We start from the raw sequence: 25,421 nt of genomic DNA on the forward strand, positions 1-25,421 counted from the left end.
ACGCTCAGATCTGGATGAGGTCGTCCGGGGTGACGATCGGGATGGCCGCGGTGACCGCCTCCAGGCCCGACAGGCGGGCAGGAGAGAGCTGCTTGGTCACCTCGTCGCGGGACATGAGTCCGGCCTCGACCACCAGGTCGGCGACGTTGCGGTTGGTCAGCAGAGCCGTCTTGGCCAGAGCCGCGGCCGCCGCGTAGCCGATGAAGGGCGTGAGCGCCGTGATGACGCCGACCGACGCGCCGACCATCGCGCCCAGACGGTCGCGGTTGGCGGTGATGCCCTCGACGCAGTTCACGCGCAGCGTCCACATGGCCTGACGCATCCAGGTGATCGACTGGAAGATCGAGTGCGCGATGACGGGCTCGAAGGCGTTGAGCTGGAGCTGCCCGCCCTCGACGGCCATGGTCACCGTCATGTCGGCGCCGACGACCGCGAAGGCCACCTGGTTCACGACCTCCGGGATCACCGGGTTGACCTTCCCGGGCATGATGCTGGAACCGGCCTGCCGTGCGGGCAGGTTGATCTCGCCGAGGCCCGCCTGCGGACCGGACGACAGCAGCCGCAGGTCGTTGCAGATCTTCGAGAGCTTGATGGCGTTGCGCTTGAGCGACGACGAGAACGACATGAAGGCGCCCGTGTCGCTCGTGGACTCGACGAGGTCGGTGGCCGTCTCGAGGTCGAGCCCCGTGATCTCGCGCAGGTGCTTCAGCACGGCCGGCGCGTAGTCGGGGTGGGTGGTGATGCCGGTGCCGATGGCGGTCGCGCCCATGTTGATCTCGAACATGAGCGAGGCGTTCTCGGTGAGGCGGCTGTGATCCTCGCCCAGGGTCGTGGCGAAGCCATGGAACTCCTGGCCGAGCGTCATGGGCACCGCGTCCTGGAGCTGGGTCCGGCCGACCTTGAGGATGTCGTGGAACTCCCCCGCCTTGCCGAGGAACGCCACGCGCAGGGCGTCCAGTTCGTCGAGCAGCGAGCGCAGCGTCAGCGACAGGCCGATCTTGACCGCCGTCGGGTAGACGTCGTTGGTCGACTGGCTGCGGTTCGTGTGGTCGATCGGAGAGAGGAAGGCGTAGTCGCCCTTCTCGCGTCCGGCCATCTCGAGCGCGATGTTGGTGATGACCTCGTTCGCGTTCATGTTCGTCGAGGTGCCGGCACCACCCTGGATGACGCCGACGGTGAACTGATCGTGGAACTCGCCGTCGATGACGCGCTGCGCCGCGCGGTCGATGAGGTCGGCGCGCTCGGCGTCGAGGACCCCGATCTCCTTGTTGGCCCTCGCGCTGGCCTGCTTCACCATCGCGAGCGCGATCACCAGTTCGGGGTACACCGAGATGGGGCGCTTCGTGATCGGGAAGTTCGCGTCGGCGCGGGCGGTGTGGATCCCCCAGTACGCCTCGGCGGGAATCTCCATGCTCCCCAGCGAATCGGTCTCGGTACGGGTATTGGCGGGCGCGGCAGAAGCCATGTCACATCCTCGTGGGTCGTGGCGAACGGAAAGGTCGGGGGATGCGTCCAGTCTACGCCGGTCCCCGCGGGGGTTTTCTGGAGAACGCCTCCAGGCGCCCTTCCGGCGTCAGCGCCGCCATACGGGCGACCCACTCCTCGGAGAAGTAGTCGCCGGTCGGCGCATCGACCACCGGGACGACGGTGTGCGTGAGGGTCTCCGGCCGCACGTGCACGAGCTGGAACGCCTGGGCGGCGTCCATGCCGTTCACCTCAGACGCGGGGCGCGCGACGTTCATCGTGTAGCAGGTGGCGGACGCCACGCTCACCGGGACGCCGGCGAACAGCCCGTGCGAGGAGTAGTGCAGGTGACCGGCGAGGATGCCGCGGACGTCGGTGCCCCGGATGACGGCGGCCAGCTCGTCCTGATGCCGCAGCTCGAGGATGTCGAACAGCGGCAGATGGCTGGGCAGCGGCGGGTGGTGCATCGCCAGGAGCGTGCCGTGCGGCGCCGGCTCGGCGAGGACCTCGGCGAGCCACGCGAGCTGCGCCGGGTCGAGGTCGCCGTGATGCCACCCGGGAACGCTCGTGTCGAGGGCCACCAGACGCAGCCCGTCGAGATCCCACACCCCGGTGACCGGCTCTTCCGTGGGCTCGGCATCGAGGAGGACCTCGCGCAGCACCGGGCGCTCGTCATGGTTGCCCGCGACCCAGACCACGGGAGCGCCCAGTTCGGCCGCGACCGGCTCGATCGCCGCACGCAGCCGGCGGTACGCATCCGGCTCGCCGAGGTCTGCGAGGTCCCCGGTGACGACGATCGCGGCGGGAGCGGGATGCACGGCGCGGATCGCCTCCAGCGTCCGCGCGAACGTGCGCTCGACGTCGTACCGTCCCCCCAGCGCCGCACCTCCGGCGAGGAAGTGCGGATCGCTCACATGGATCAGGACGTGGGAGGCGGGGGCGTACCGACCGAAGACCGGTGGTGTTCCCTTCGCTGCGGACATGTCCTCAGCCTACGGCCGGTCACCGACGCGCCCGGCGCACTGCGGACTCAGTGGCCGATGACGATCAGGAGGATGCCGGCGATGACCGCGGCGGCGCACAGCACGAAGCAGCCGTAGGCGCCCACAAGCGCGAGGGTCTTCTGCCCTTCGGTGAGCGGACTCTTCTTCGCTGCCTTCGCCGCCTGCTTGGCGGCCCGCTTGAGCTCCTTCTCCGAGATCACCGTGATGGCGTCGGTGAACTCCGCGGGGCTCACGACGGGCGCCCGCCCGCTGCGCACGAGCAGACGCAGGCCCAGGGCGTAGAAGGTGACGATGGCGGCGGCGCCGATGAGCGCGGCGGCGAACACCTGCAGGAAGGCGATCCAGTCGATCGTGACGTTCATGCCGAGTCCCCGTTCTGCGACGCGTCGGACGACGAGGCGCTGCCGGTCTTCGCGGCCTTCGCGTCCGCCTTGGCCTTGGCCTTCTTCTTCGCCTTGTCCTTCGCCTCGGCCTTCGCCTTCTCCTTGGCCTCGGCACGGGCCTTCGCCTCCGCCTTCGCCTGGGCGATGCGCTGCTGGCGACGCGTGGGCGGCGGGGTATCGGGAACCTCGACGGCGAGGTGGGATTCGGCGACGTCGCTCATGGCGTTGGCCGGCGTGACGGCGTTGCGCCGAGAGCGCATGTACAGCCCGAGGATGATTGCCACCGCGAGGACGGCGTCGATGGCCACGCCCCACGGGCCGAGCCACACGACGAGCAGTGCCGCCAGGGCGCCGACGCCTCCGGCCGCGGGCAGGGTCAGCAGCCAGCCGACGCCGATGCGACCTGCCGTCCGCCAGCGGACCGTGGACCCGCGGCGACCGAGGCCCGATCCGATGACCGATCCCGAGGCCACCTGGGTGGTGGAGAGGGCGAAGCCGAGGGCGCTGGAGGCGAGGATCGTCGCGGCCGTCGAGCTCTCCGCCGCGAAGCCCTGAGCCGGCTTGACGTCGGTCAGGCCCTTGCCCAGCGTGCGGATGATGCGCCAGCCGCCGAGGTACGTGCCGAGGGCGATCGTGAACGCACAGGCGATGATGACCCAGAGCTCGGGCTCGTGGTGCGCACCGGACTGCCAGCCGACGGTGATCATGGCGAGCGTGATGACGCCCATCGTCTTCTGCGCGTCATTCGTGCCGTGTGCGAGGGCGACGAGGGAGGACGTGAAGATCTGACCCCAGCGGAATCCGTCCCGTCCGTCCGGCTTGCCGTCGTAGCGACGAGTGACCGAGTAGGCGATCTTCGTCGCGACGTACGCGATGATGCCGGCCGTGATGGGGGCGATGAGGGCGGGGAGGACGATCTTCGACAGCACGGCGCCGAAGTCGATGCCGCCGAGACCGGCGCCGACGAGCGTCGCGCCGATCAGTCCGCCGAAGAGCGCGTGGGACGAGCTCGACGGCAGGCCGAGCAGCCACGTCAGCATGTTCCAGGTGATGGCGCCGATGAGCCCGGCGAAGATCAACGAGAGGAACAGCTCCGCTCCCGCGGCGATGATCGCATCCTCCTGGATGATGCCGCCGGAGATGGTCTTGGACACCTCGGTCGACAGGAAGGCGCCGACGAGGTTGAGGAGAGCGGCCAGGAGGACCGCTGTCTTGGGCTTGAGCGCTCCGGTCGCGATGGGCGTGGCCATCGCGTTCGCGGTGTCGTGAAACCCGTTCGTGAAATCGAAGAAGAGTGCCAGCGCGATGACGAGCACGACGATGAGGGCTGCGGTTTCCACCGTTCGCTTTCGGTCTTGAGGAAGAGGGAGATGTCGACGGGATCGACGTGACGAACGAAGAGTTCACCGTGGGTTTGACTTCCGTTTACCGGCCCCGGTAAATCCTGCCACCGTCCCCCGTGCCGGTCAACTCGACCTGGGATAGCGTGGGACGGTGACTGACGCCCCGATCGCCGCCCGCCGTTCCACCCTCCGCACGCATCACGGCGACACGGTCGACGACCCGTACGAGTGGCTGCGCGCCAAGGACTCCCCCGAGGTCATCGCACACCTGGAGGCGGAGAACGCGCACACCGAGGCCGAGACCGCGCACCTCGCCGCGCTCCGCGAGACGCTGTTCCAGGAGATCAAGGGACGGGTTCAGGAGACCGACCTCTCGGTGCCGACACGGCGTGGAGACTGGTGGTACTACAGCCGCACCGAGGAAGGCGCGCAGTACGGCATCCACTGTCGCGCCGCCGCCGCCGAGGGCGATTGGACGCCGCCGCGTCTCGAGCCGGGGGTGCCCGTCCCCGGTGAGGTGGTGCTGCTGGACGGCAACGTCGAGGCGGAGGGGCACGAGTTCTTCTCCCTCGGCGCGTTCGACACCTCCGACGACGCGACGAAGCTGCTGTGGTCGACGGACTTCGAGGGCGACGAGCTCTATACGGTCCGCGTCCGCGATCTGGAGACGGGCCTCACCCTGGACGATGAGATCCCGAACACCGGAGGCGCGTTCTTCACCCCGGACGGCACCGGGGTCCTCTACACGACCCGCGACGATGCGTGGCGCCCCGACACCCTGTGGCTGCACCGGCTCGGGACCCCGGTGTCGGACGACATCACGCTCTTCCACGAGCCCGACGAGAAGTTCTGGCTCGGCGCCGGGATCACGCGGAGCCGGCGCTACCTCGTGATCGGTGTGGGCTCCAGCATCACGAGCGAGGAGTACCTCGTCGACCTCGCCGGCGACATCACCGCGGAGCCGCGCACGGTGTGGCCGCGGCGCGAAGGCGTGGAGTACTCGCTCGAGCACGCGGTGGTGGACGGTGAGGACCGGCTCCTCATCCTGCACAACGACGACGCCCTGGACTTCGAACTCGTCTCCGTAGCGGCGGACGACCCGCAGGGCGAGCGCCGCGTCGTCGTCGCCCATCAGCCAGGACGGCGACTGCTCGGAGTGGACGCCTTCCGCGACTTCGCCACGGTGGAGTATCGCAGCGAGGGCCTCGAGCGCGTGGGCCTCCTGGACTACGCGACCGACACGGTGGAGGAGCTGCGGTTCGACGAGCCCCTCTACTCCGCGGGGGTCAGCGGCAACCCGGAGTGGCACTCCCCCTTCCTGCGACTCGGGTACACGTCGTTCGTCACGCCGGGCACGGTGTACGAGCTCGACCTCGCGACGCGGGAACTCGTGTTGCGCAAGCAGGTGACGGTGCTCGGCGGCTACGACCCCGCCGACTACGGACAGCGTCGGGAGTGGGCCACCGCGGAGGACGGCACCCGCGTGCCGATCTCCCTCGTGTGGAAGCGCTCCTTCGGCGAGCCCGGTGCGACCACGCGTCCCGTCCACCTCTACGGCTACGGCTCGTACGAGCACTCCATCGACCCGGGCTTCTCGGTCGCACGGCTCTCGGAGCTGGACCGCGGAGTCGTCTTCGCCGTGGCGCATGTGCGCGGAGGCGGCGAGATGGGTCGGCAGTGGTACGAAGACGGCAAGCTCCTGCACAAGCGGAACACCTTCACGGACTTCGTCGCCTGCGCCCGGCACCTCGTCGACGAGGGGACGACCACCCCGGCCCAGCTCGTCGCGGAGGGCGGCAGTGCCGGGGGTCTGCTGATGGGCGCGGTCGCCAACCTCGCCCCGGAGCTCTTCGCCGGCATCCTCGCGGGTGTGCCGTTCGTCGACGCGCTGACGACGATCCTCGACCCGTCGCTCCCCCTCACCGTGATCGAGTGGGACGAATGGGGCGACCCGCTGCACGACCCCGAGGTCTACGCGTACATGAAGTCGTACACGCCGTACGAGAACGTGCGCGACGGCGTGGAGTATCCGCGGATCCTCGCGGTGACCTCGCTGAACGACACCCGGGTGCTCTACGTCGAGCCGGCGAAGTGGGTCGCCCGGCTGCGGGAGGCCAGCGCGAAGGACGTGCTGCTGAAGTGCGAGATGGTCGCGGGGCACGGGGGCGTGAGCGGACGGTACAACTCCTGGCGCGAGCGGGCGTTCGAGATCGCCTGGCTCCTCGACACCCTCCACCTCGCCTGACCCGCGACATCAGGCACTCGCGCGACATCAGGCGCCTGCGCGCCGACCTGGCCTGAACTCGCGCGCACGCCTGTGCTGGCGGGGCGCGACGCCGGCACAGGCTCCCGCGGGGCATCAGGCGCCCATGCCTGTCCTGGCATGAGCTCGCGTGGAGGCCTGTATCGACGACCGAGCACTGCTCCTGCACAGGCAGAGAGTTCCGGGAAGCGCCTCCCCATCCGCGGTGGCGTGGTGAAGCGCGGCAGCGGGAGCCCGCAGGGTGGAGGGGTGACACGCACACGGGTGGAGAGCTGGGTCCGGGAGCAGGGAGGATCCGCGCATTCGTCGCGCGTGCGGGAGGCGGGCTTCACCGAGTACCAGATGCGTCGGGCGGTGCGGGAAGGGACGCTCGAGCGCGTGCGCCGGTCGTGGCTGCTCGTCCCTGAGGTCGATCCACGGCGCAGGGCCGCAGCATCCGTGGGCGGGAGGGTCACCTGCGTGAGCGCGGCGGCCCTCGCCGGATGGTGGGATGTCGGGGCCGCGGAGGTGCACGTCGCCCTCCCCCGCACCGCCTCTCGATTCGATCGCGTCGGCGTCCAGGTGCACTGCGCACAGGGGCCCGTTCCGGTGCATCCGCGGGCGGCGGTCGATCCTGTCCTAGGCGTCCTGTTCCACGTCGCGCGATGCCGGCCGTTGATCGAGGCCCGCGCGATCTGGGAGTCCGCCGTCCGCCACGGGGCCGTGGAACTGGACACCCTCGCACGCGTCCGGTGGCGGTGCGATGCCGCGAACCGCCTCGCTCGAACCGTCCGCGGCCGGTCGGACTCCGGTCCCGAGACGGTCTTCGTCGAACGGATGCGCGCGGTCGGCATTGACGTGCGACAGCAGGTGTGGGTCGACGGCCATCCGCTCGACGGTGTGATCGGCGAACGGCTCGCCATCCAGATCGACGGCTTCCGCCACCACAGCGCCGCGGGCGACCGGCGACGCGACCTCGCTGCCGACGCAAGGCTCGCACTCCGCGGCTACACCGTCCTCCGCTTCGACTATCACCAGGTCATGGTCGATGACCGTCATGTCGAGGACACCGTCCTGGCCGCGCTCGCGCAGGGGCTCCATCGCGCAGACCATCGAGCGACGGGTCGCGGATAGCGGACCGAACACAAGCACAGGCCCTCACGGGAGTTCAGGCGAGAAAGACAGCAAGATGCCTGAAGCGGCGCGAGAGCCTGAAGCCGGGCGGAGGTCAGCCGAAGAGGGCGGCGGCCTCGTCGTAGCGGTAGCGCGGCACCGTGTTCAGCTCGCCGAGAGCATCAGCGAACGGGACGCGGACGATGTCGGTGCCCTGCATCGCGACCATCTGCCCCCAGGCGCCGTCAACGATGGCGTCTGCGGCGTGCAGGCCGAGGCGGGTCGCGAGGACGCGGTCGAACGCCGACGGCGAGCCGCCGCGCTGGATGTGGCCGAGGATCGTGGCGCGGGTCTCGATGCCCGTGATCCGCTCGATCTCGGGGGCGAGCAGGTCGCCGATGCCGCCCAGCCGCGGTCGGTTGAACGCGTCCAGGCCCTTGTCGCTGTAGGCCTCGTCCATGCCGGCGAGCTTGAAGCCCTCGGAGACGACGACGAGCGGTGCACGACCGCGATCGTGGGCGCTCGTGACGAGAGCGGTGATCTCGTCCAGCGACATCGGCACCTCGGGGATGCAGATGACGTGGGCCCCGGCGGCCATCCCGGCATGCAGCGCGATCCAGCCGACGTGACGACCCATGACCTCGGCGACCATGCAGCGCTGGTGGGAGTCACCCGTGGTGCGGAGCCGGTCCATGGCGTCCGTGGCGATGTTCACGGCGGTGTCGAAGCCGAAGGAGTAATCCGTGGCCCGGAGGTCGTTGTCGATCGTCTTCGGAACGCCGAGCACCTTGATGCCGTCCTTGGCGAGACGGTCCGCCGCCGCGAGGGTGCCTTCGCCGCCGATCGCGACGATGCCGTCGATCTTGTGGCCGTAGAGCGTCTTCGCGATGTTCTCCGCACCGCCGCGCTCCCCCTCGTACGGGTTGGTGCGGCTGGTGCCGAGGATCGTGCCACCCACCTTGGACAGGCCCTTCACCTCGTGCCGGGTCAGGGGCATGAAGTCGCCCTCGACGACGCCGCGCCATCCGTCGCGGATGCCGACGAACTCGAGGTCGTAGGTCGTGGTGCCCTTGAGCACGATGCCGCGGATGACCGCGTTGAGTCCGGGGCAGTCGCCGCCGCTCGTCAGGATGCCGATTTTCATGCTGCTGCCTTCGGAGGTCGAGGGATGGGGGTGAGGCGACAGTGCCTGCGATCGACACTAGCGCGCCGCCCCCTCGCGTGGCCATTCGAGCGCGTCGAAAACCCGCGATCTTGACGGCCGCAGCGACCGATGCCGACGAAGTTCGCGCCGCGACAGGAACTTCCGCCTGCAGCAGCGTTAAGAACTCTTGTTCTTGACGCTCGCTCAGCGGCCGCCGAGAGCCTCGCGCAGAAGATGCATCAGCGCGGCCAGCTGCACCGACTCGCTGGCGGTCTCCTCCGTCGCCTCGCCGTCCAGCGCGCGGGCCGCGAGCCCCTGCTTCTGGTCGATGAGCTCCGCGATCTTCGTGTCGATCGTGTGGGCGGCGATGATCCGCCACGCCGTGACGGGCTCGTCCTGTCCGATGCGGTGCACGCGGTCGATGGCCTGCGTCTGCTCGGCCGCGGTCCACGACAGCTCCGCGAGCACGACGTTCGACGCCGCCTGCAGGTTGAGGCCGACGCCGGCCGCCGTGAGCGAGCACACCGCGATGCCGACCTCGGGGTCGCCGTTGAAGTCGTCGATGGCCTGCTGCCGTGCTGTGTTCGTCTGGTCACCGCGGATGGACACCGCGCGGATGCCGGCAGAAGCGAAGTGCGCCTCCGCCTGGTCCATGACGTCGATGTGCTTCGCGAAGAACACGACCTTGCCGACCGAACGCTGCAGCTGCGCGGCGTAGTCCGCCGCGAGGAGAGCCTTCGCCTGACCGATGCGGCGCACCATCGTGAAGACGTTGTCTCCCCCGGTGCCGGCAGCCTTCGACTCCTCGAGCTCGTTCTGCGCGACGAGACGGACGATGTCGTCGTCGATCTCGCCCGGGGCGAGGCCGCGGTCGCCGCGTGCCTCGATGATGCGACGGTAACGGGCGGCCAGCCGCTCCCCCAGCTCGCGCTCGGCCTGGCGGATGCTGCGGCCGAACTCGTCGTCGAGCTGCACGGGCAGATCGGCGATCAGCTTGTCGGGCAGATCGGCGGCGACGTCCTTCTTCTTCCGTCGCACGATGCCCATCGAGATCACCGCGTCGCGGGCCTCCGGGTAGAAGGCCTTGTCGGCAGGCGTCAGTCCCGTCGCGTCGAGCTTCTCCATGAGCTCCGGTCCGGGCTTCTCGCCGTTCGTCCAGCCGAGGAAACGCCAGATGGCGTCGAAGTCCTCGACGTCGTTGATGAGCGGGGTACCGGTGAGCGCGAGCATGAGCGGATCGTGCCCCGGCGTGCGCTCGCGCACTTGCGCGGCGAGCGAGAGCACGTTCTGCGAGCGCTGCGACGAGAGGTTCTTGATGAAGTGCGCCTCATCGACGACCATGCCGCGCAGGCCGATCGACGCCAGCCACGACATGTGACGGTCGAGGATCTCGTAGTTCACGATGAACACGTCGGCGAAGGCGTCGATGTCATCGCCGTCGCCCTGGATGACCGTGGCACGACGCTGCGGCGTCCACCGCTCGACCTCGCGCGCCCAGTTCATCTTCACGACGTTGGGCACGACGACCAGCAGCGGATAGGCGCCGGCGACGGAGGCCGCGAGCACCGACTGCGCCGTCTTGCCGAGGCCCGGCTCGTCGGCGAGCAGGAAGCTGCGGTGCCCGGCGCGGACGGCCTCGAGGAAGCGCGACTGGTGCACCATGATCTCGCGGCCCTTGGGCGAGAGGTGATCGAACTCGGGGGCCGGGGGAAGCTCCATCGACGCCGCGGCACCGCCCGCACCCGTCTCGAATGCCTTGTACAGCGGCCCCATGAGCTCCCAGCCGTCGAGACGGCGGCGCGGCGTGCTGGCCGGACGCGGCGTCAGGTCGGGCGCCAGGAAAGGGTTGGCGAGCTGGCGGGCCTCGACCGACGGCGGGGTGACCTGACGCTCCGCGATGGCCGCCGGCACCACCGACACCTGTACGGGCGCGGGGTCGGCGATGATGAGCTCCTCGGGGGGAAGCTCGGCACCGGACTCGAGCAGCCAGTCGCGACGCATCCGCTTGGCGACCGGCGAGGTGGCCTGGTCGGCCTCGAGCAGCTGGATGAGCGAGGTGTCCCGAGCGGCCGTCTTCGCGAGGATCGTCGCGACGCCGTCGAGCCGCTTGAGCAGCTCGGCGCGGGCCGCATCGGTGATCTCGGTGTCGGCCTTGACCCTGGCGCGCTCCTCGCGCACCAGGAACGCGATCACCTGGAACTTCGTGCGGTTCGTGGGGCCCAGCTTGCCGCGCTGGGACTTCGCCTCGATCTCGCGCACCTTGCGCGCGAGGATCGGGATGAGGGGTGCCTCGTCATCGCGACGGGACGTCTTCTTGCGCCGCGGGGCGGCGGTTGCCGTGGTCGGCATGCTCCTCCTGAGCCTGAAGGGCTCCGGCTCCCTCAGGGAGCCGTGAGCCGTTCTCGTCGTCCGCGTGTGGCGTGAGCCAGGACCGTGCGGACTGTGGATCGGTGTTCCCGCCGGAGCACGCGATACGTGCGGGACCGGTGGGAGCCTGATGCCATTCTATGCCATCCCGGCCCCCGGCCGCGGAAGCAGGGTGCCGCCGTGTTACACGGGTTCGTCGAGGATGGCCGCGGCCTGCGCGACGTCGGCGGCCATCTGCGTCATCAGCTTCTCGATGCCCTCGAACGCGACCATGCCGCGCAGCCGCTCGACGAACTCGACCGTCACGTCATGACCGTAGAGGTCGAGACCGGTCTCCCCCAGCACATGGGCCTCGACCTGACGCACGAGCACGTCGTCGAAGGTGGGGTTCGTTCCCACCGAGATCGCCGACGGATGCCGGATCCCCGTGTCGTGGTCGACGAGCCATCCGGCGTAGACGCCGTCGGCGGGCACGAACGCGTCGACGATCGTGGAGAGGTTCGCGGTCGGGAAGCCGAGCTCGCGTCCGCGCTTCAGACCGTGGACCACGACGCCGCGCACGTCGGGATACCGTCCGAGCGCGCGAGTGGCCTCGGCGACATCCCCCGCCATCAACAGCTCGCGGATCCAGCTCGACGAGACCCGTCGGCTGGAACCCGGAAGGTAGACGTCGTCCACGACCTCGACCGTGAAGCCGTAGCGGGGGCCGAGTGCGCGCAGCAGCTCGGGCGTTCCTGCACCCCGGTGCCCGAAGCGGAAGTCGGCACCGACGAGCACGGTGGACACGTGCAGCGCGCCGACGAGGATGTCGACGACGAAGTCCTCGGCGCTGCGGGCGGCGAGCGTCTCGTCGAACGTGAGCACGAGCGTCGCGTCGAGGCCGAGCTCGCTGAGGAGTTCCAGCTTGCGGTCGACGGTCACGACGTTCTCGGGGCACCGGTCCGGACGGATCACGGCGAGCGGGTTGCGGTCGAACGTCACCGCGACGGCACGGCTCCCCGAGGCTGCGGCGGCCTCCTCCAGACGGCGGATGACCGCCCGGTGCCCCTCGTGCACGCCGTCGAACTTCCCGATGGCGACGGCGCTGGGGCCGTAGCCGTCCGGGACCTCGTCCGGATTCCGGAACACGATCACGCGGCGACCTCGACCGGACGCGTGGCCTCGACGGGCCGGTGCGTGCGGAGCCACCAGATCCCGAAGACCGGGAGGACGAGAGGGATGAAGAGGTAACCGCGCCCGAACAGCGACCACACGGTCTCGTGCTGGAAGAGCTCGGGGAGGACGAGGCTGAGGACGCCGACGACCAGGACGCCGGTGAGCTCGAACACGATCGCGACCCACGCGACGGTGTACCAGCCCCGACGCCGCGCGAAGACGAGTGCGAGCGTCGCCAGGACGTACACGACCGCGGCGAGCGCAGACAGCGTGTAGGCCAGCGGGGCCTCGTCGAATCGACGGACGATCTGCACGAAGCTGCGCCCGGTGGCCGCCAGCGCCATCACGGCGTAGACGATCACCAGGACACGACCGATACCGGTCATCCGGGTGGAGGGGGCGGTGGAGCTCATAGCGCATTCCATCCTAGAGCCGGGTGAGCCGCCCGGCGTCCGCTCCCGGCCCGCGCTCAGGCGACCTGGATCGTCCAGATGACCTGCATGCGCCACAGCATGATCGCGATAGCGAGGGCGGCCACGCCGAGAACGACAGTGCTCCACCGGCTGCGCTCCATGAGGGCCCAGAGCACCGCACCGATCGGGAGCAGAGCCGCCGAGACGAGATACACCCAGAACTCCAGCAGGTCCCCGGTCGGCGGATTCCCCGCGAGGGGCGCGACGATGGCGACCACGACCTGCACGAGCAGCAGCAGCTCGACGAGCGCGAGTGCGCCCACCGAGAAGTCGCTGGGGCGCCGACCGGCGAACCCGGCACCGAGGCAGAAGAGCCCGGCGGCGACGGCGACGACGATCTCCACGATCGTGAACCACAGGATCATCGGGAGACCTCCGGCATGTTCATGGCACTCTTCACATCGGCGCCGCGCTTCTCGACGATCCCCACCAGCGCGCCGTCGTCCTCGATGGCCGCGGCGAGCGGACCGTCCAGGCGCACCGCCTGCCCCGCCAGACGCTTGCCGTGGCGCAGATCGCGGGCCTCGTCCGCCGTGACGGGGAGGACGGGGAGGACGCGAGCGGCGGCCTGGCCGGGGGTGAGCACGGGAGCGGTGTCGAGCGCGTCGATCGACACCGCGTCGCGCACGTCGAACGGGCCGACGCGGGTGCGGCGGAGCGCCGTCAGGTGGCCGCCGACGCCGAGGGCAGCGCCCAGGTCGCGGGCGAGCGAGCGGATGTAGGTGCCGGACGAGCAGTCCACGACGACATCGAGGTCGAGGGCGTGGTCGTCGCGGCGACGGGCGAGGACATCGAACCGGGAGACGACGACCTCCCGCGGCTCGAGGACGACCTCCTCCCCCGCACGGACCCGGTCGTACGCGCGACGACCGTCGACCTTGATCGCCGACACCGCGCTCGGGACCTGGGAGATCGCGCCCGTCAGCGCGGCCACCCCGGCATCGATCGCCGCGTCCTCGACCGCGACGAGAGCGGCGGGGTCCGCAGTGTGGAGGATCTCGCCCTCCGCGTCATCCGTGGAGGTGACGGCACCGAGCCGGATGGTCGCCTCGTAGGTCTTGTCGGCGCCCACGATGTACGTGAGGAGGCGGGTCGCACCCTCGATGCCGATGACGAGCAGCCCCGTGGCCATCGGGTCGAGAGTCCCGGCGTGGCCGACCTTGCGGGTCCCGAAGGCCCGTCGGGTGCGGGCGACCACGTCGTGACTGGTCAGCCCGCCGGGCTTGTCGACGAGGAGGATACCGGGGGTCGCCATCCCTCCAGCCTACCGAGGCCGAGAGCGGCGACCGCTCGCCTAGGCTGGAGGGATGGCCGCGCCCGCACCGTCCCCTGCGACGTTGACGCCCCTGCTCGGCTGGTACGCCGAGGCGGCGCGCGACCTCCCGTGGCGCCGGCCGGACTTCCATGCGACGTTCGGCGCCTGGGGCGTCCTGGTGAGTGAGTTCATGCTGCAGCAGACGCCCGTGACCCGGGTGATCCCGCATCTCGACGCGTGGCTGACACGGTGGCCCACGCCCCGCGCGATGGCGACAGCGTCCACGGCGGACGTCGTGCACCAGTGGGCGAACCTCGGCTATCCGCGGCGGGCCCTGTGGCTGCACCGGGCCGCCATCGAGGTGGTCGAACGGCACGGAGGCGTCGTGCCGCGCGACGTCGACGCCCTCCTCGCCCTCTCCGGCATCGGCGACTACACCGCCCGTGCCGTGGCCGTCTTCGCGTACGGCGACCGACATCCCGTCGTCGACACCAATACACGGCGCGTCCTGGCACGAGCCGTCGATGGACGGGCACAACCGGGGCCACCATCCCGCCGCGACCTCGCTCTCATGTCCTCCCTGCTTCCCGAGGGGGTGACTGAGGCGAGCGTCCTCAACGCCGCGGCGATGGAACTCGGCGCGACGATCTGCACGTCGCGCGCGCCCCGGTGCGAGCGCTGCCCGCTGGCTGACACCTGCGCGTGGCTCGCAGCCGGCCGACCCGATACCGGAGACGAGCGACGGCGACAGGCCACGTTCGAGGGGTCGGACCGGCAGGCCCGCGGCGCCGTGCTCCGGCTCCTGCGCGACGCGGCCCCCGAGCCGGTTCCCCTCGCGGCGGTCCTCCCGGCATGGCCCGACCTGCATCAGCGGGATCGGGCGATCGATTCCCTGATCGCAGACGGACTCGCGGAAGCGGACGGGGAGGGACTCTCGCTGCCGCGGTGAGCGCGGCTCAGAGGTACTGCTCGGTCCGGTGCGCCAATACGGTCAGCTCGACACGATTGCGCACGTGCAGCTTCGCGAACACGCGTCCGAGATGCACCTCGACCGTCCGGATCGACACCGACAGGCGCTCCGCGATCGCGCGGTTCCCCGTGCCTTCGACGGCGAGCATCGCGACCTCCAGCTCCCGCGACGTCAGCCGCTGCGCCCAGGCGCTCCGGCACACGGGGAGATGCGCGCCGCCCATGACGGGCGGGTCGGTCTCCAGCCGCTGCAGACGCCGGCGGACGGCACGCCCCCACGCGCTCGCCCCGGCGGCCTCGAACAGTATCTCGGCCTGCGCGAGGTGACTGCGGGACGCGATCGGATCCCCGTGCAGCCCGGACCTGACCCCCAACAGCGTCTCGACACGGCCGCGGGCGAAGGGCGACCGAAGCCGTCGTGCCGCCTCTCGCAGGGTCTCCTGCTCCGTGCGCCAGGCACCGTCGCCGGACGCCGCGACGGCGTGACGCAGGGCGTCGGCGAACTCCGTCTCCGGTGGGCGCACCGCCGGTGACGCCCGTCCGGCCTCGGGGACGAGCACGACCTCCTCCACCCCCGGCACCGCGAAGCGCGCCTGCGGCTCCCCGCGATCCCGCCACAGCCCGATCGCACCGGCGGCCGCCTCGAAGGAGCCGTTCAGGAACGCCTCGACAGCGCGGTCCACCAGTACGTCCATGTCTGCGGCCCGAGGGAGCACGGCGGTGAGAGCCCTGGCGATCGGGCTGAAAGCGCCGAGGACCGCCAGATCGAGCCGCCGAGCCAGCACCACGCCGAGTCCCGCGAACGGGATCGCGACGGGGAGCTCGACCGCTGCCTGCCGCAGCAGCAGCCTGGCGCGACCGATGTCTCCCCGCCAGACCAGAAGCAGCACCTCGGTGACGGCCCGGTAGGCCCGGCCCAGTGGGCTGTGCTCGAAACCGGGGATCATCGGATCGCGCTCCCCCACCCCGGGGAGATCCGCGGTCTGCAGCAGCCGCAGGCCCTCGTCGATGTCGCCGCCGCACGCGGCATGCAGAGCCCCCGACACGGCGCCCAGCAGCCCGCCGATTCCTGGCACGTCACCCGTGACGACCTCCCCGGCGAGGAGGCCGCACAGCGTCTCGACCGCGTCCCGCAGGAGGCCGTCCCCGCCGACGCGCGAGGCCCCGTCACGGACCTCGGCGAGCCAGCGGCGCCCCGCCCTGCGGTCGCCGCGCTCCGCGCACAGGATCGCCAGGAGCGCCGCGGACCGCGCCCAGGAGTCGCCGTCCGCCGTACGCAGCGGAGCGAGCCGCTGCGGATCGACGGCCGGCACCGCTCCGTACCGGAACGTGCGGGCGACGAGGAACGGTCCGAGCGCTCGCCCCCGACGGTGCTCGGCGGCACCGCAGACGAGGCTTCCCAACCATTCCTCGGCATCCGCCGCATGACCGCATGCGAGCGCCGCGCACCCGGCGAGCATTCGCGCTTCCTCGCCGATGTCGCCGGCCGCGTGCTTCGCGGCCTCGGCGGCGAGCAGCAGCACGCGTTCCGTGCGTCCCTCTGCGGCCGCGGCGCGGGCACCCGCCGTCAACGCCGCCGCGGACAGACGATCGCGGGCGGCGCCTCCACGGGCGCGATGCCAGGCCGCAGCCACCCGATCTCGCCGCCGGACGGCGACCGCGGCGAGGCGCGCGTGCGTATGCGCGACCTCAGCCGCCGACGCGGTCGCGTGCACTCGCGTCTCCATCCGGGGATCGGCGAACCGGACGCGTCCCGCGTGGATCACCAGGTAAGGCGAGGCGCCGCTCGCCCGCACCTCCTCCACGCCGCGCCCGTCCACCGCGAGGACCGGATCGAGGTCATCCTCGAACGTCAACGCCACGGTGAGCAGCAGCAGCCGGTCCGGGGTCGACAGCATGCCGAGAGGGACGGCATCGGCGGCGGACGGCAGCGGCCACGGCAGCCGGCCGAGACCTCGCCGCTGCTCCGGTGTGAGGCGGGCCGCCACCGCCATGACGGCAGCCGGGTCCTCCGGAAGCGCGGCGACGAGCCGCGCGGCCACGTGCGGGGCGCACGCGAGCTCCCGAGCCCGAAGCTCGTCCAGCAGCGCCTCGACGTCGCCGGGCGCGACGGACGACCCCGCAGGCGCGTTCCGAGACTCGATGTCGATCCCCCAGATCCACCGGTTGTCCCGCCGCGGACCTGAGGGTATCAGACGGGATCAGTCCTCGTCGTCGTCCGCACGGTAGGGGTCGGCCTCACCGGCGTGGGTCGCGGAAGAGGCCAGCTTGGCGACCTCCGCGTCCCGCTCCTGCGCCTCACGGAGCAGGGCGGTGATGTGATCCGCGTTCTCCGGGAGGGCGTCCGGGATGAACTCGAGCGTGGGGACGAGTCGCGTGCTGAGCTGTCGACCGACCTCGCTGCGCAGCATTCCGGTCGCGGACGTGAGCGCGGCGCCGCTGGCGAGGCGCTCCTCTTCCGTACCGAGCACCGTGTAGAACACGGAAGCGTGCTGCAGGTCGCCGCTCACGCGGACGTCGGTGATGGTCACGAAGCCGAGACGCGGGTCGCGCAGCCCCTTCTCCAAGCGCTCGGCGAGGATCACGCGGATGCGATCCGCGAGTCGGGCCTGTCGTTCACCAGCCATTGTTCCTTCTCCCACCTCTGTGCATCGCGGTTCCCAGCGAACCGCGGAGGCGGCTGCCCCCTCCCCCGTCATGGGAGGAGGAGGCAGCCGCCGGAGCCGTGCGGGTCAGCCGCGCGGCTTCTCCACCATCTCGGTCGTCTCGATCTCGTCGCCGATCTGGATGTCGTTGTACTTGCCGAGGCCGATACCGGCCTCGTAGTCCGTCCGCACCTCGGTGACGTCGTCCTTGAACCGGCGCAGCGACTCGATGGCGAGGCCATCGGCGATGACGACGCCGTCTCGGATGACACGGGCCTTCGCGTTGCGCGTGATCGTCCCGGACCGCACGATGACACCGGCGATGTTGCCGAACTTCGAGGAGCGGAACACCTCGCGGATCTCGGCGACACCCGACTGGACCTCTTCGTACTCCGGCTTGAGCATGCCCTTGAGCGAGCTCTCGATCTCGTCGATCGCGTTGTAGATGACGGAGTAGAAGCGGATGTCCACGCCCTCACGCTGAGCACGCTCGCGCGCCTTCGTGTCGGGGCGGACGTTGAAGCCCACGATGATCGCGTTGTCGATCGTCGCCAGGTTCACGTCGGACTCGGTGATCGCACCGACACCGCGGTGGATGATGCGCAGCTGCACCGAATCGTCGACCTCGATCTTGAGGAGGGACTCCTCCAGCGCCTCGACGGCACCGGAGACGTCACCCTTGATGATGAGGTTGAGCGACTCGACCTTGCCCTCTTCGAGAGCACGGGTGAAGTCCTCGAGCGAGATGCGCTTGCGGGCCTTGGCCAGCTGGGCGTTGCGCTCGACGGCTTCGCGCTTCTCCGCGATCTGACGCGCCATGCGGTCTTCCTCGGTGACGATGAAGACGTCGCCGGCGCGCGGCACGGAGTTCAGACCCTGCACCTGGACCGGTCGGGACGGCGCAGCCGCCTCGACGACCTCGCCGTTCTCGTCGATCATCGCGCGGACGCGGCCGTAGGCGGTGCCCGCCACGATCGCATCGCCGACCCGGAGGGTTCCGGACTGGATCAGCACCGTCGCGACCGAACCGCGGCCCTTGTCGAGCTTCGCCTCGATGGCGACACCGCGAGCGGCCTTGTTCGGGTTGGCAGTCAGGTCGAGACCGGCGTCCGCCGTGAGCAGCACCGCGTCCAGGAGCTCCTGGATGCCGGTGTTGGCACGGGCCGACACGTCGACGAACATGACGTCGCCGCCGTACTCCTCGGCCACCAGACCGTATTCGGTGAGCTGCTGACGCACCTTGGCCGGGTTGGCCTCCGGCTTGTCGACCTTGTTCACCGCGACCACGATCGGCACGTTCGCCGCCTGGGCGTGGTTCAGCGCCTCGACCGTCTGCGGCATGATGCCGTCGTCGGCCGCGACCACGAGGATCGCGAGGTCGGTGACCTGCGCACCACGGGCACGCATGGCGGTGAACGCCTCGTGACCCGGGGTGTCGATGAACGTGATCGCCCGCTCGATGCCGTCGTGCTCGGTCCAGACCTGGTAAGCACCGATGTGCTGGGTGATGCCGCCGGCCTCACCCTCGATGACGTTGGTCTGACGGATCGCGTCGAGGAGGCGCGTCTTACCGTGGTCGACGTGACCCATGACGGTGACGACCGGGGGACGGATCTCGAGGTCGTCCTCGCTCTCCTCCTCCAGCTCCTTCTCGAGGTCGAGACCGAAGCCCTCGAGGAGCTCCTTGTCCTCGTCCTCGGGCGAGACCATCTGGACCTTGTAGCCCAGCTCCTCACCGAGGACCTCGAACGTGGCCTCATCCAGCGACTCGGTGGCCGTGGCCATCTCGCCGAGGTTGAAGAGGATCGTGACGAGGGTGCCCGGCTGCACCGTGTAGCCGGTCAGGGCCTCGATCTTGTCGGCGAAGTCCGCGATGGACGCACCGCGACGCATGCGGATGATCTCCCCGTTGCCGCGGGTGACGTTGACGCCACCGACGACCGGGGCGCTCCGCATCTCGAACTCTTGCCGCTTCGCCCGCCGCGACTTGCGCTGCTTGCTCTTGCCGCCGCCCTTACCGAAGGCACCGGCGGTACCACCACCGGGACCACGGCCACGGCCACCGCCGCCACCCGGACGACCGGCGAAACCGCCACCGGGACGGGGACCCGCACCGGGACCGCCACCGCCGCCGGGGCGACCGGGACCGCCCGTACGCTGCTGGAACGGAGCACCGGGACGACCACCCTGGCCGCCGCGGGGAGCACCGGGACGCGGCGAGCCGGGACGCGGGGCACCCGGGCGCGGAGCACCGGGGCGCGGCGCCTGCGGACGCGGGATGTTGCCGGGGGTCGGCCGCTGGCCCATCCCCTGCGCCGAGGCGAAGGGGTTGTTGCCGGGACGAGGGCCGGCGGGACGCTGGCCCATGCCCTGAGCGGACGAGAACGGGTTGTTGCCGGGACGGGGCGCGCCGGGCTTCGGCGCGTTGCCGTCACCGGAGGACGGCGCGGCCGGGGCCGGAGCCGCGGGCTTCGCGGGCGCCGACGGTGCCGGAGCCTTCTCCGCCTCGGGGGCGGGCGCCGGTGCCGGGGCGGCCGGAGCCGCAGGACCCGGCTTGGGTCCGGGCTTCGGGCCAGGGGTGGGCGCCGAGGACTTCGGTGCCGGCTTTGCGGCGGGCTTCGCCGCAGCGGGCTCGGACCCGGCCTTGAGGGACGGGTCGGCCTCGATCGCGGCGCGCAGCTTGCGCGCCACCGGGGGCTCGACCGTCGAGGACGGGCTCTTCACGAACTCGCCGAGTTCCTTGAGCTTCGCAAGTGCGACCTTGCTGTCGACGCCGAGTTCGGCGGCGATCTCATGTACGCGTGGTTTACCAGCCACAATTCTCCTGTCTGGGTCGGTCTGCCCAGACAGGGCAGACCACTAGTCGCGGACGGGTCTCATTTCGAGCCGTTCACTTTGTTTCCATAGCTGTTCAGCCTTTGTTTCTTGGTGGGTGCTGTTCGAAGGTCCGTGTGTCCAGCTGAGTGGTCACACGCAGTGCTCTTCCGAAAGCTCGACGCCGCAGAGCGGCTTCCATGCACTCGGGTGTCGGATGCACCCACGCGCCGCGCCCCGGCAGGACAGCACGCTCATCGGGGATGAGAGTGTCGTTCTGGGCAACCACCCTGAGCAGAGTGGAGCGGGGAGCACGCGTGCGGCAACCGACGCACGTTCGTACGGGTTCCATCTTACACCTGCGTTCCGTCCGTCCTCGCCGCCACCGGGCGTGGCGTCGAGGACGGACCGGGATCAGTCGAGGACGCTGTCCGGCTGGATGTCGATCTTCGCACCCGTGAGCTTGGCGGCCAGACGCGCGTTCTGACCCTCCTTGCCGATCGCGAGCGACAGCTGGTAGTCGGGCACGAGGGCGCGGACGGCCTTGGTGCTCGCGTCGAGGACGAACGAGCTCGTGACCTTGGCGGGCGACAGCGCGTGCGCCACGAACGTCGGCAGGTCGGCGTCGTAGTCGACGATGTCGATCTTCTCCCCCGCCAGCTCCTCCGTGACGGCTCGCACACGGCGCCCCATCTCACCGATGCACGCCCCCTTGGCGTTGATCGCCGGGTCGTTGGCCTTCACCGCGATCTTGGTGCGGTGGCCCGCCTCACGCGCGAGCGCGACGATCTCGACGAGTCCGGCGGCGATCTCCGGCACCTCGAGGGCGAAGAGCTTGCGGACGAGGCCGGGGTGCGTGCGCGACACAGTGATCTGCGGACCCTTGAGCCCCTTGGCGACGCTGGTGACGTAGACGCGCAGACGGGACCCGTGCGTGTACTCCTCGCCGGGCACCTGCTCCTCGGGCGGGAGGATCGCCTCGACGGAGCCGAGGTCGACGTGGATCATGCGCGGGTTGGGCCCCTGCTGGATCACGCCGGCGACGATGTCGCCCTCCTTGCCCTTGAACTCGCCGAGGACGGCGTCGTCGGCGATGTCCCGGAGGCGCTGGCTGATGACCTGCTTGGCGGCGAACGCGGCGATGCGACCGAAGTCGTCCGGCGTCGCCTCCTCTTCGCCGATGATCGCACCCTCGTCGTCGCGGACGACCTGGAGGACGGCGACGTGGCCGGTCTTGCGGTCGAGGTGCACGCGGACGCCCTCCGGCGCGGCGCCCTCGGGCGAGACGTGCTTGGAGTACGCGGTCAGGATCGCCTGCTCGATGATCGCGACGAGCTCGTCGAACGGGATCGCCTTCTCCTTCTCGATCCCTCGCAGCAGACTCAGTTCGATGTCCATGACGGCCTCCCTATTCAGCTCTCGTCGCGCCCGAATGCACGCGCGACATCCGTACCACGATACCGTGTGCCGCGCCCCCGGGCCATCCGCGCCCGGGCACAGGCATTCGCGCGGCAGCAGGCGCCCACCGCGGGAACAGCCTGATTCCGCGTGGGAGCCTGTTGCGTCGTGGGATGCGTCGCGGGGTCAGACCTTCGGCGCGGACGGGAGCGCGTTGAGAGCCCCGATCAGGCGGAAGAGATTGCCCACCTGACGCTGATTCAGGTGCAGGGCGAGGCGCGGGAGGTCGAGCCGGTCGTCGTCGGCGACCTCCGGGGACCGCGGAGCCGTGCGCTCGATGCGCCCGGTGGACAGCAGCCCTGCGAAGCCGGCGTTGAGCTCCTCGATCTCGGCGTCTGTCGGCTCGGCCTTGAGGCGCAGCACCAGGGTGTCGCCGACCCACCGCAGCGAATCGTAGTTGCGCCAGAACCCCGTGATCTCGGCGCGAGCCTCCTCCACGGAATCGGTGACGACGACCCGATCGAAGTCACCGGGGGAGATCACCCCCATCGGCGCGAGGTGCTCGTCGACGAAGCGCCGCATGCCCTGCCAGAACGATCCGCCCTTCTCGTCGAGCAGCACGATCGGCGTGGGCTCGGCCTTGCCCGTCTGCTGGAGGGTGAGCAGCTCGAACATCTCATCCAGCGTGCCGAATCCGCCGGGGAGGCAGATGAAGCCGCTCGACTCCTTGATGAGCATGAGCTTGCGGGTGAAGAAGTACTTCATCGCGACGACCTGATCGCTTCCCGCGACCAGGCTGTTCGCCTTCTCCTCGAAGGGGAGACGGATGGAGACACCGAGCGACAGCGCGGGCCCGGCTCCTTCGGCCGCGGCCTGCATGATCCCCGGCCCGGCGCCCGTGACCACCATCCAGCCGTCGCTCGCGAGGGCCGCGGCGACATCACGCGCCTGCAGGTACAGCGGGTCGTCGTGGAGGGTGCGGGCGGACCCGAACACCGTCACCTTCGGCACCCCGCGGAAGGGCGCGAACAGGCGGAACGCGTCCCGCATCTCGGCCAGGGCGGCGGAGGCGATCTTGAGGTCGAGGCGGTCGGTGCCGTCCTCCCCCAGCAGCAGCGCGGTGCGGAGCATCCGCATCACGAGGCGACGGTCCGTGGCCACACCCGCCTCGTCCAGCACACGGTTGATCTCGTCGCTCAGGGCTGCCGGCAGCGGTTCCTCGGTCATGCCCCCAGCGTCCCACGCGGCATCCGGTCGGCGGGACGCAACGCCGAGGGACCGTACCCCGGGGCTCCGGAGCACGGAGGAGGAGCGGTGTCAACACCCGTGCCCGCCGCCGGGGAAGGCGTCACCATGGCGACATGACAGAGATCACCGGTCCCGAAGCCCTCGCCCGCGTCGCCGAACTCGTGGAGGACATCGACTTCACCATGCTCACGACCACCGATCCGGACGGGAACCTCGTCAGCCGCCCCATGTCGACCAGGCAGATGGACGATGCCGGCGCCATCTGGTTCTTCACGGCGGAGGACACCGAGAAGGTCGAGGAGGCCCGTCGTCATCACGACGTGGGGCTGGCCTACTGCGACGCCAAGGGGATGCGCTACGTGTCGGTCGCCGGCACCGCGGAGATCGTCCACGACCGCGCGAAGATGGAGGAGCTCTACTCCCCCTCCCTCGACATCTGGTTCGAGGACGGCCTGGGGACCCCGGGCATCGCGCTGCTCAAGGTCACTCCGGTCGTCGCCGAGTTCTGGGAGCCCGCGAAGGGCAAGGTCGCGATGGCCGCCGGGGCGCTCAAGGCGCTGGTGACCCGAGACACCCCGGACGACGACATCATGAACCACGGCCGCATCACCTGCTGAGCGGCCCGCTCCGAGCGCCGGCTCAGCGCGCGGCGGAGACCCGCTCCACCGCTTCGGCGACCGAGACGGCCTCACGCTCGCCCGTCCGACGGTCCCAGAACTCCACCTGCCCGTCGGCGGCTCCCCGGCCGACGATGACGATCTTCGGGACGCCGACGAGCTCGGCATCGCCGAACTTGACCCCGGGCGACACCTTCGGGCGGTCGTCGTAGAGCACGTCGAGGCCGGCCGCCTCCAGCTGCGCGGACAGGCCCTCCGCGACGTCGAAGGCGACCTGGTCACGGCCCGCGGCGACGACCTGCACGTCGAACGGCGCGACCGAGGCCGGCCAGATGAGGCCCTTGTCGTCGTTGTTGAGCTCGGCGATGATCGCCAGGATCCGCGTCACGCCGATGCCGTACGACCCCATGGTGACCGTGACGAGCTTGCCGTTCTCGTTGAGGACCTTCAGGCCGAGCGCCTCCGCGTACTTCCGCCCGAGCTGGAAGACGTGACCGATCTCCATGCCGCGGGCGAGCTCGACCGGACCGGAGCCGTCGGGCGCCGGGTCGCCGGCGCGCACGTTCGCGATCTCCACGATGCCGTCCGCCTCGAAGTCGCGCCCGGCGACGACCGAGTGCGCGTGCTTCTGGTCGATGTTCGCGCCGGTGACCCAGCTCGTGCCCTCGCTCACGCGGGGGTCGACGAGGTAGCGGATGCCCGTGGCGGACTCCTCGCCGAGCACCGCACCCGTAGGCGACCAGGGACCGATGTACCCCTTCACCAGGAGCGGGTTGTTCTCGAAGTCGTCCGCGGTCGCGGTCTCCACCTCGGCAGGGGCGAAGGCCACCTCGGCACGCTTCTCGTCCACCTCGCGGTCGCCGGGGATGCCGACGATCACGAGCTCACGGGTGCCGTCGAGGTGCTTCAGGGCGAGCACGACGTTCTTGAGCGTGTCGGCGGCGGTGTACTCGCCGTCGAGCTCCCGGTTGCAGTGCGCGACGAGGGTCTCGATGGTGGGCGTGTCGGGCGAATCGAAGATCACCGGAGCGCCATCGGCGTCGAACGGGACCGGAGCGGGCACGGGCGTGCTGAAGGCCTCGACGTTGGCCGCGTACCCCCCGGCGCTGCGGACGAAGGTGTCCTCCCCGACGGGCGTCGGGTGCAGGAACTCCTCGCTCCGCGAACCGCCCATCGCGCCGGCGTCGGCCTGCACGATCGCGTACTCGAGGCCCAGCCGCTGGAAGATGCGCTCGTAGGCGTCCCGCTGCGCCTGGTAGCTCACGTCCAGCCCCTCGTCCGAGGCGTCGAAGGAGTAGGCGTCCTTCATCGTGAACTCGCGCCCGCGGAGGAGACCGGCGCGCGGCCGGGCCTCGTCGCGGTACTTGTCCTGGATCTGGAAGATCGTCAGCGGCAGATCCTTGTACGACGAGTACAGGTCCTTCACCAGCAGCGTGAAGGCCTCCTCGTGCGTCGGCGCCAGGAGGTAATCGCCGCCCTTACGGTCCTGGAGGCGGAACAGCAGGTCGCCGTACTCGTCCCAGCGCCCGGTCGCCTCGTACGCCTCGCGCGGCATCAGTGCGGGGAAGTGCACCTCCTGGGCACCGGCGGCGGCCATCTCCTCGCGGATGACGGTCTCGATCTTCGCCTTGACGCGCAGCCCGAGAGGCAGCCACGCGAAGATGCCTGCTGCCTGCGGTCGGATGTACCCGGCGCGGATCAGCAGCTTGTGACTGGCGACCTCGGCACCGGCAGGATCTTCGCGGAGCGTACGGAGGAAGAAGTTCGAAAGACGAGTGACCACGGCT

At 70.3% G+C, this 25,421-nt stretch carries 21 protein-coding genes; 4 read left to right on the forward strand and 17 right to left on the reverse strand.

The genetic code is table 11. The features are described from left to right. Nucleotides 1–4: 4 nt before the first annotated feature. Genes ACIGJI_RS03260 through ACIGJI_RS03275 form a run of 4 tightly spaced genes read right to left on the reverse strand, consistent with a single transcriptional unit; the run spans nt 5 to nt 4,191 of the window. A complete protein-coding gene (locus ACIGJI_RS03260) occupies nt 5–1,465 on the reverse strand; it encodes an aspartate ammonia-lyase (protein WP_187663860.1) in 1,461 nt (486 codons plus the stop codon). A gap of 52 nt (nt 1,466–1,517) precedes the next feature. Then, the gene (locus ACIGJI_RS03265; RefSeq protein ID WP_363444373.1) at nt 1,518–2,447 is read right to left on the reverse strand and encodes a phosphodiesterase; all 930 of its coding nucleotides are present in this window, start codon (nt 2,445–2,447) and stop codon (nt 1,518–1,520) included. Between the two features lie 47 nt (nt 2,448–2,494). Next, nucleotides 2,495–2,830: a peptidase gene (locus ACIGJI_RS03270; protein WP_187663858.1), complete on the reverse strand. Its 336-nt coding sequence runs from the start codon at nt 2,828–2,830 to the stop codon at nt 2,495–2,497. Further along, nucleotides 2,827–4,191 (reverse strand): inorganic phosphate transporter, encoded by a 1,365-nt coding sequence (locus ACIGJI_RS03275; protein WP_259953728.1) that lies wholly within the window; start codon nt 4,189–4,191, stop codon nt 2,827–2,829. Before ACIGJI_RS03275 ends, ACIGJI_RS03270 begins: the two co-directional genes overlap by 4 nt. Before the next feature lie 154 nt (nt 4,192–4,345). Between ACIGJI_RS03275 and ACIGJI_RS03280 the strand changes: the two genes are divergently transcribed. Beyond that, nucleotides 4,346–6,439: a S9 family peptidase gene (locus tag ACIGJI_RS03280; protein WP_363444376.1), complete on the forward strand. Its 2,094-nt coding sequence runs from the start codon at nt 4,346–4,348 to the stop codon at nt 6,437–6,439. Nucleotides 6,440–6,706: 267 nt separating this feature from the next. After that, nucleotides 6,707–7,570, forward strand: coding sequence for a DUF559 domain-containing protein (locus ACIGJI_RS03285; protein WP_366243891.1), 864 nt, complete (start codon nt 6,707–6,709; stop codon nt 7,568–7,570). A gap of 94 nt (nt 7,571–7,664) precedes the next feature. Here the strand turns inward: ACIGJI_RS03285 and ACIGJI_RS03290 are convergent, their stop codons facing one another. From ACIGJI_RS03290 to truB, 6 genes are all read right to left on the reverse strand, one after another. After that, a complete protein-coding gene (locus ACIGJI_RS03290) occupies nt 7,665–8,693 on the reverse strand; it encodes a 6-phosphofructokinase (RefSeq protein WP_187663854.1) in 1,029 nt (342 codons plus the stop codon). 204 nt (nt 8,694–8,897) lie between these two features. Then, nucleotides 8,898–11,042, reverse strand: a complete 2,145-nt coding sequence (locus ACIGJI_RS03295; protein ID WP_187663853.1) for a DEAD/DEAH box helicase — start codon at nt 11,040–11,042, stop codon at nt 8,898–8,900. 201 nt (nt 11,043–11,243) lie between these two features. Then, nucleotides 11,244–12,194 (reverse strand): bifunctional riboflavin kinase/FAD synthetase, encoded by a 951-nt coding sequence (locus tag ACIGJI_RS03300; protein ID WP_268776453.1) that lies wholly within the window; start codon nt 12,192–12,194, stop codon nt 11,244–11,246. Continuing rightward, nucleotides 12,191–12,628, reverse strand: a complete 438-nt coding sequence (locus ACIGJI_RS03305) for a hypothetical protein (RefSeq protein ID WP_268776454.1) — start codon at nt 12,626–12,628, stop codon at nt 12,191–12,193. Before ACIGJI_RS03305 ends, ACIGJI_RS03300 begins: the two co-directional genes overlap by 4 nt. A 56-nt stretch (nt 12,629–12,684) precedes the next feature. Beyond that, the gene (locus tag ACIGJI_RS03310; RefSeq protein ID WP_187663851.1) at nt 12,685–13,053 is read right to left on the reverse strand and encodes a hypothetical protein; all 369 of its coding nucleotides are present in this window, start codon (nt 13,051–13,053) and stop codon (nt 12,685–12,687) included. Continuing rightward, nucleotides 13,050–13,943: a tRNA pseudouridine(55) synthase TruB gene (gene truB, locus ACIGJI_RS03315; RefSeq protein ID WP_315637026.1), complete on the reverse strand. Its 894-nt coding sequence runs from the start codon at nt 13,941–13,943 to the stop codon at nt 13,050–13,052. Before truB ends, ACIGJI_RS03310 begins: the two co-directional genes overlap by 4 nt. A gap of 52 nt (nt 13,944–13,995) precedes the next feature. On the opposite strand from truB, the gene ACIGJI_RS03320 reads away from it, so the two are divergent. Then, nucleotides 13,996–14,892, forward strand: a complete 897-nt coding sequence (locus tag ACIGJI_RS03320) for an A/G-specific adenine glycosylase (RefSeq protein WP_363444386.1) — start codon at nt 13,996–13,998, stop codon at nt 14,890–14,892. A gap of 7 nt (nt 14,893–14,899) precedes the next feature. Here ACIGJI_RS03320 and ACIGJI_RS03325 read toward each other — a convergent pair whose 3' ends face one another. The 6 genes from ACIGJI_RS03325 to ACIGJI_RS03350 form a co-directional block, all read right to left on the reverse strand. Continuing rightward, nucleotides 14,900–16,954, reverse strand: coding sequence for a helix-turn-helix transcriptional regulator (locus ACIGJI_RS03325; protein WP_363444389.1), 2,055 nt, complete (start codon nt 16,952–16,954; stop codon nt 14,900–14,902). Between the two features lie 159 nt (nt 16,955–17,113). Continuing rightward, the gene (gene rbfA, locus ACIGJI_RS03330; RefSeq protein ID WP_187663847.1) at nt 17,114–17,539 is read right to left on the reverse strand and encodes a 30S ribosome-binding factor RbfA; all 426 of its coding nucleotides are present in this window, start codon (nt 17,537–17,539) and stop codon (nt 17,114–17,116) included. A gap of 105 nt (nt 17,540–17,644) precedes the next feature. After that, on the reverse strand, nt 17,645–20,374 hold the full coding sequence (infB, locus tag ACIGJI_RS03335) for a translation initiation factor IF-2 (protein ID WP_187663846.1): 2,730 nt from the start codon (nt 20,372–20,374) through the stop codon (nt 17,645–17,647). 94 nt (nt 20,375–20,468) lie between these two features. Next, nucleotides 20,469–20,723, reverse strand: a complete 255-nt coding sequence (locus ACIGJI_RS03340) for a YlxR family protein (RefSeq protein WP_083391685.1) — start codon at nt 20,721–20,723, stop codon at nt 20,469–20,471. Between the two features lie 62 nt (nt 20,724–20,785). Further along, nucleotides 20,786–21,769, reverse strand: coding sequence for a transcription termination factor NusA (gene nusA, locus ACIGJI_RS03345; protein WP_187663844.1), 984 nt, complete (start codon nt 21,767–21,769; stop codon nt 20,786–20,788). 186 nt (nt 21,770–21,955) lie between these two features. Next, nucleotides 21,956–22,996, reverse strand: coding sequence for a TIGR00730 family Rossman fold protein (locus tag ACIGJI_RS03350; protein ID WP_187663843.1), 1,041 nt, complete (start codon nt 22,994–22,996; stop codon nt 21,956–21,958). A gap of 134 nt (nt 22,997–23,130) precedes the next feature. Here ACIGJI_RS03350 and ACIGJI_RS03355 point away from each other — a divergent pair, with 134 nt between their 5' ends. Beyond that, complete coding sequence (locus ACIGJI_RS03355) at nt 23,131–23,634, forward strand: pyridoxamine 5'-phosphate oxidase family protein (protein WP_187663842.1); 504 nt, start codon at nt 23,131–23,133, stop codon at nt 23,632–23,634. Nucleotides 23,635–23,656: 22 nt separating this feature from the next. Here the strand turns inward: ACIGJI_RS03355 and ACIGJI_RS03360 are convergent, their stop codons facing one another. Then, nucleotides 23,657–25,417, reverse strand: a complete 1,761-nt coding sequence (locus ACIGJI_RS03360; protein WP_187663841.1) for a proline--tRNA ligase — start codon at nt 25,415–25,417, stop codon at nt 23,657–23,659. Between the last annotated feature and the right edge of the window lie 4 nt (nt 25,418–25,421).

The sequence above is a fragment of the Microbacterium sp. NPDC064978 genome, assembly GCF_044543605.1.
Lineage (GTDB): Bacteria > Actinomycetota > Actinomycetes > Actinomycetales > Microbacteriaceae > Microbacterium > Microbacterium meiriae.